Here is a 5,047-nt window from a genome sequence, read left to right as displayed (position 1 = left end):
TTAAACCCGACTTTACGTTTCAGCAATTGTTAAATGTATAAAATGGAATAAAACGGCACATAACAAACAAATTGGCAATAGAGCCGGTGAAGTACTTCTATTGAACTTTTGTGCAATGTTGAAGATTAGTAATTCTATTCAACATTTGTGCTAAAAGTCGGCTCCATCGCCAATTTGCCAAACGTTACCTGCAAGCATAAAACAAAACCGTCAAACAAAAAATGAAATCAAGAAATCTAATCTTTTTTATTGCAATACTATCTTTTATTAACGGATGTTCGTCAAGTAAAGAAGGGATACTTCGCAATCCAATTAATTTCTCAAAAAAATTCACCCCAACGATCCACAAGGTGGTGGCTCCGGATGGAACCTATCATTGGGTAATTGGTTATTTTCTCACGGAAGAAGAGGCCAGGGGAACACAGGTTCACGATGCAGTAATTCCAAATCCCCGCATGGTGTTCATTTCACCTACAATTTACAAAGTACTTCCATGAAAGTAGCATTGATTGTTGCTGTTGATCAGCAATTCGGTATTGGAAAGAACAATGATTTGATGTGGCATTTGCCTGCAGATATGAAATTTTTCAAAGAAACAACCACGGGACATATTGTGGTTACAGGTAGAAAAAACTACGATTCCATTCCGGAACGTTTTCGGCCGTTGCCCAACCGCGAGAATGCGGTCTTAACACGCAATACCGAATATCATGCTCCTGGAGCAGTTGTTTTTTCTTCCTTGGAATCCTGTTTGGATCATTATAAAAATGAAGTGGAACGAACCGTTTTCATAATTGGAGGCGGACAAATTTACCGAGAAGCTTTAGCGCTTGATTGTGTTCAAGAGATGTTTATTACCCATGTGCAGGGCGAATTTGGTGCAGATACCTTCTTCCCGAAATTCGAAGCTGTCGCTTGGAATGTTGAAACGGTAGCAACCCAAGCAGTGGATGAGAAAAATGCCTATGCGTTTGAAGTGAAAAGGTATTGGAGGTAACGTGATTACTTGATGAGAAATAAGAAATCATTGTCTACCTACTTTCGTTATATTTGATCAAATAAAGAAACAAACCTGCACAAAAACATCAAGTATTATGCTGTTTTGTACAGAAAAGCCGTATCAATAAATAAGTTATGTGTAATTTTAGCCGCAAACGCAGTTAAAACAAAAAGGCTCCGAATTTCGGAACCTTCTTTTTATCATTTCATTTTTCTAAAAAACTTGTACAACAAATCGATTTTATTTGAACAAAGAATTGGCATTGCTTCAAAAAGGGTTTCTTCATCCCATTCCCACCATTTCATTTCCTGCAATTTTTGGATGTCATCATCACTAAATCTCTTTTTTATCAATTTGGCTGGATTTCCCCCTACAATTGAATAAGGTTCAACATCTTTTGTAACCAAAGCACGACTGCCAATAACAGCTCCATCTCCTATCTGAACTCCTGGCATTATCATAGCTTCACTACCAATCCAAACATCATTCCCAACAACTGTATCTCCTGCTTTTTGAAATCCATCTTGGCTTTTACTGAAAACATCAAATTCAGACATATAAAAAAATGGAAAACTGGAAATCCAATCATATTTATGACCTTGATTACCTGCCATTATGAAACTTGCACCGCTCCCTATTGAACAATAAGAACCGATAATTAGTTTATCGACATCATTCCTGTCCGGAAACAGATAACGAGCACAATCGTCAAATGAATGACCGTGATAATAACCAGAATAATAAGAATATTTACCCGAAATTATATTGGGATTAGTTATGTGGTCTTTGATTATTTTTCCTTTAAAAGGACTTTCGAAGTAATTTTTCATTATTTAACATATTTAATTTACAATAAGAGACAATAAGGAAACGAAGAATAATACTAAACTATTCTCTTCCTATACGTTGCGTAAAGTAAATTTGCTAATCTGATAATTTCATCTGACAAAGATACTAAAAAACTACACATAACATCGCATTGGCAAAATGGCGGGTTAAGTTCAAAATTCAACTTTTGTGCTTTTTATTCCGCCGAATGTGTCCCACATTCAGCTTTTTTTTAATAATTTAGCTTCTGTGGAAACACATCGGCTACGTCACTGCTAAATTGAACTTTCGGTTCAATTTATCCGCCACTTCGCCAATGCGTTTCCCGTTATGTGAAAGAATAAAACGGCACCTCCAAAAAAGAAAGTACCGTTTCGAAATCAAATTTACATTATTCTCAATCCACTATTTCTGAAACAGTTGATTTTTCTATTAGGAAAATCCCATCAAAAGAATCTACTATTTCAGTTTTTAGATATATAGAATCAAAACGAATCTTACTACAATTTTTTAATTCCTTACTTTTATTGATTATTAAACAGCATTCTTTTCCTGATAATTCCTGCATAAAAAATTCAACAGAATCCGACTCTGGAGAATCAAGTGGAAATTTATCAACCCTAAAACCAAATTGATAATCATTATCAGGATACAATGCGGCAGTTTCTCCACGTAGATTAGTTATTGCAAATGCTTTGTATTTTTCTCCAAAAGTCATCGAAAGTCTTTGCCCCATTGGATAACAACTAATAAATCCGTCAAAATCGACCGGAGTTTTTTGAATGTGAGCATTGTGGGCAACTAAAATAATCTTTTTACCAAGTGAATTTTTCAAAAACCAATCAATACTTTCTGCCATATACTGGTCTTTTGCTCCCATATCTCCCTCAATTCCCTTTTCAGTAATGAAGCTTTCCATAGCATCAGCATTATAATTCATATAAATCAAGCCTTTAACTTGATGAAGTATCGATTGAAACTCTAAACTTTCCAGTTTTGGTTGAAGAGTGACCAAACGAATGTAAACTTTTAATAGCAATGCTTTTAATTCATTATGTTCAGCTTCATCAAAAAGCGATAAATTTAACGCAAGCTGAGAAGTCGAATAGAAATCAAATTTCTCAGCAAGATTTAAAATCTTCTGTAAGACATCAGAAGAAACGATTGAAAGTCTTTGCAAATAATCAGATACAATACGAAAGTTTGGAAAATAAGAACCTCCATTTTTAGGAATATCCACACCTAAAAAGGTAATTTGATTATTATTGTCTTGATTATACCGACGAAGCCATAGCAAAGTATCTTTAAACTCATTTGGATAATAAAAGTGTGACAGTAACTTATCCAAATCGTCGAATGGAATTTGTGATTTTATCCACTTATCAACTTCTAATCCTTCAGAAAAACCAAACTCAAATGCCAAGGTGTCAAAATCACATTCAGTTACTAAAAACTCAATAACTTGATGCCTGAATGTAAAAAACTCTTTTATGAAATGTGAGTTTTCGCCTAAACCAACAATTGTAGAAGAATCAAAATATTCTCGAAATCGAAAAAGACTTTGTTTTATGGATGTATTATTTTCCGAATTAAACGGAAAAGTTAAGGGTTTTATATTTTTCATTATTACCTTATTTTAAATTAAAAATTAACGTACCAAATAGCAACCGTCTCAAAAAGACGATTTAATAATTTACTTTAATTTTTAATTACCAAGGCTTGCTGAAATACATAAAATGTGAATTATTTGAATACAAAGATACTAAAAATTCCTTCACATAACATCGCATTGGCAAAATGGCAGGTTAAGTGCTAAATTGAAAGTTTCTGCATTTTATTCCGCCGAATGTGTTCCACATTCAGCTTTTTTTAATAATTTAGCTTCTGTGGAAACACATCGGCTACGTCACTGCTAAATTGAACTTTTCGTCCAATTTATCCGCCACTTCGCCAATGCGTTTCCCGTTATGGGCCATTTTTGAATGACAATGCGAATAGATACAGACAAACAAATGAATTTACTTAGTGATAAGAACGTTGCAATAATTGGTGGTGGACCCGTTGGACTGACTATGGCAAAATTATTACAGCAAAACGGCATAGACGTTTCAGTTTACGAAAGAGACAACGACCGAGAGGCAAGAATTTTTGGTGGAACCCTTGACCTACACAAAGGTTCAGGTCAGGAAGCAATGAAAAAAGCGGGATTGTTACAAACTTATTATGACTTAGCCTTACCAATGGGTGTAAATATTGCTGATGAAAAAGGCAATATTTTATCCACAAAAAATGTAAAGCCCGAAAATCGATTTGACAATCCTGAAATAAACAGAAATGACTTAAGGGCTATCTTGTTGAATAGTTTAGAAAACGACACGGTTATTTGGGATAGAAAACTTGTTATGCTTGAACCTGGTAAGAAGAAGTGGACACTAACTTTTGAGAATAAACCGAGTGAAACAGCAGATTTGGTTATTCTTGCCAATGGCGGGATGTCCAAGGTAAGAAAATTTGTTACCGACACGGAAGTTGAAGAAACAGGTACTTTCAATATACAAGCCGATATTCATCAACCAGAGATAAACTGTCCTGGATTTTTTCAGCTATGCAATGGAAACCGGCTAATGGCATCTCACCAAGGTAATTTATTATTTGCTAACCCCAATAATAATGGTGCATTGCATTTTGGAATAAGTTTTAAAACACCTGATGAATGGAAAAACCAAACGCAGGTAGATTTTCAAAACAGAAATAGTGTCGTTGATTTTCTTCTGAAAAAATTTTCCGATTGGGACGAACGCTACAAAGAATTGATTCATACGCCGTTGTCATTTGTAGGATTGGCTACACGGATATTTCCTTTAGAAAAGCCTTGGAAAAGCAAGCGCCCATTACCCATAACAATGATTGGGGATGCCGCACATTTGATGCCGCCTTTTGCAGGGCAGGGAGTAAATAGTGGGTTGGTGGATGCCTTGATATTGTCTGATAATCTAGCCGATGGAAAATTTAATAGCATTGAAGAGGCTGTTAAAAATTATGAACAGCAAATGTTTATCTATGGCAAAGAAGCACAAGAAGAATCAACTCAAAACGAAATTGAAATGTTTAAACCCGACTTTACGTTTCAGCAATTGTTAAATGTATAAAATGGAATAAAACGGCACATAACAAACAAATTGGCAATAGAGCCGGTGAAGTACTTCTATTGAACTTTTG

Annotated in this window: 5 protein-coding genes; 3 read left to right on the top strand and 2 right to left on the bottom strand. The window is 34.9% G+C overall.

Features of this window, described 5'->3' with window-relative positions:
* Nucleotides 1-221: 221 nt before the first annotated feature.
* Together GXW81_RS10035 and GXW81_RS10030 are read left to right on the top strand one after the other, a co-directional pair.
* Nucleotides 222-497 (top strand): hypothetical protein, encoded by a 276-nt coding sequence (locus tag GXW81_RS10035; protein ID WP_139351754.1) that lies wholly within the window; start codon nucleotides 222-224, stop codon nucleotides 495-497.
* Nucleotides 494-997, top strand: coding sequence for a trimethoprim-resistant dihydrofolate reductase DfrA49 (locus GXW81_RS10030; RefSeq protein WP_038694170.1), 504 nt, complete (start codon nucleotides 494-496; stop codon nucleotides 995-997). The genes GXW81_RS10035 and GXW81_RS10030 overlap by 4 nt, the downstream gene beginning before the upstream one ends.
* Before the next feature lie 203 nt (nucleotides 998-1,200).
* Here the strand turns inward: GXW81_RS10030 and catB are convergent, their stop codons facing one another.
* Nucleotides 1,201-1,830 (bottom strand): type B chloramphenicol O-acetyltransferase, encoded by a 630-nt coding sequence (gene catB, locus GXW81_RS10025; protein WP_010256763.1) that lies wholly within the window; start codon nucleotides 1,828-1,830, stop codon nucleotides 1,201-1,203.
* Nucleotides 1,831-2,225: 395 nt separating this feature from the next.
* On the bottom strand, nucleotides 2,226-3,452 hold the full coding sequence (gene ere(D), locus GXW81_RS10020; RefSeq protein ID WP_015345560.1) for an EreD family erythromycin esterase: 1,227 nt from the start codon (nucleotides 3,450-3,452) through the stop codon (nucleotides 2,226-2,228).
* A gap of 358 nt (nucleotides 3,453-3,810) precedes the next feature.
* On the opposite strand from ere(D), the gene tet(X) reads away from it, so the two are divergent.
* Nucleotides 3,811-4,977: a tetracycline-inactivating monooxygenase Tet(X) gene (gene tet(X) / locus GXW81_RS10015; protein ID WP_161532199.1), complete on the top strand. Its 1,167-nt coding sequence runs from the start codon at nucleotides 3,811-3,813 to the stop codon at nucleotides 4,975-4,977.
* Nucleotides 4,978-5,047: the final 70 nt, after the last annotated feature.

This window comes from Riemerella anatipestifer (assembly GCF_009932355.1).
In the GTDB taxonomy this organism is placed as follows: Bacteria; Bacteroidota; Bacteroidia; order Flavobacteriales; family Weeksellaceae; genus Riemerella; species Riemerella anatipestifer_E.
The sequence above is the reverse complement of the archived record's forward strand: the minus strand, read 5'-3'. Positions and strand labels throughout refer to the sequence as shown.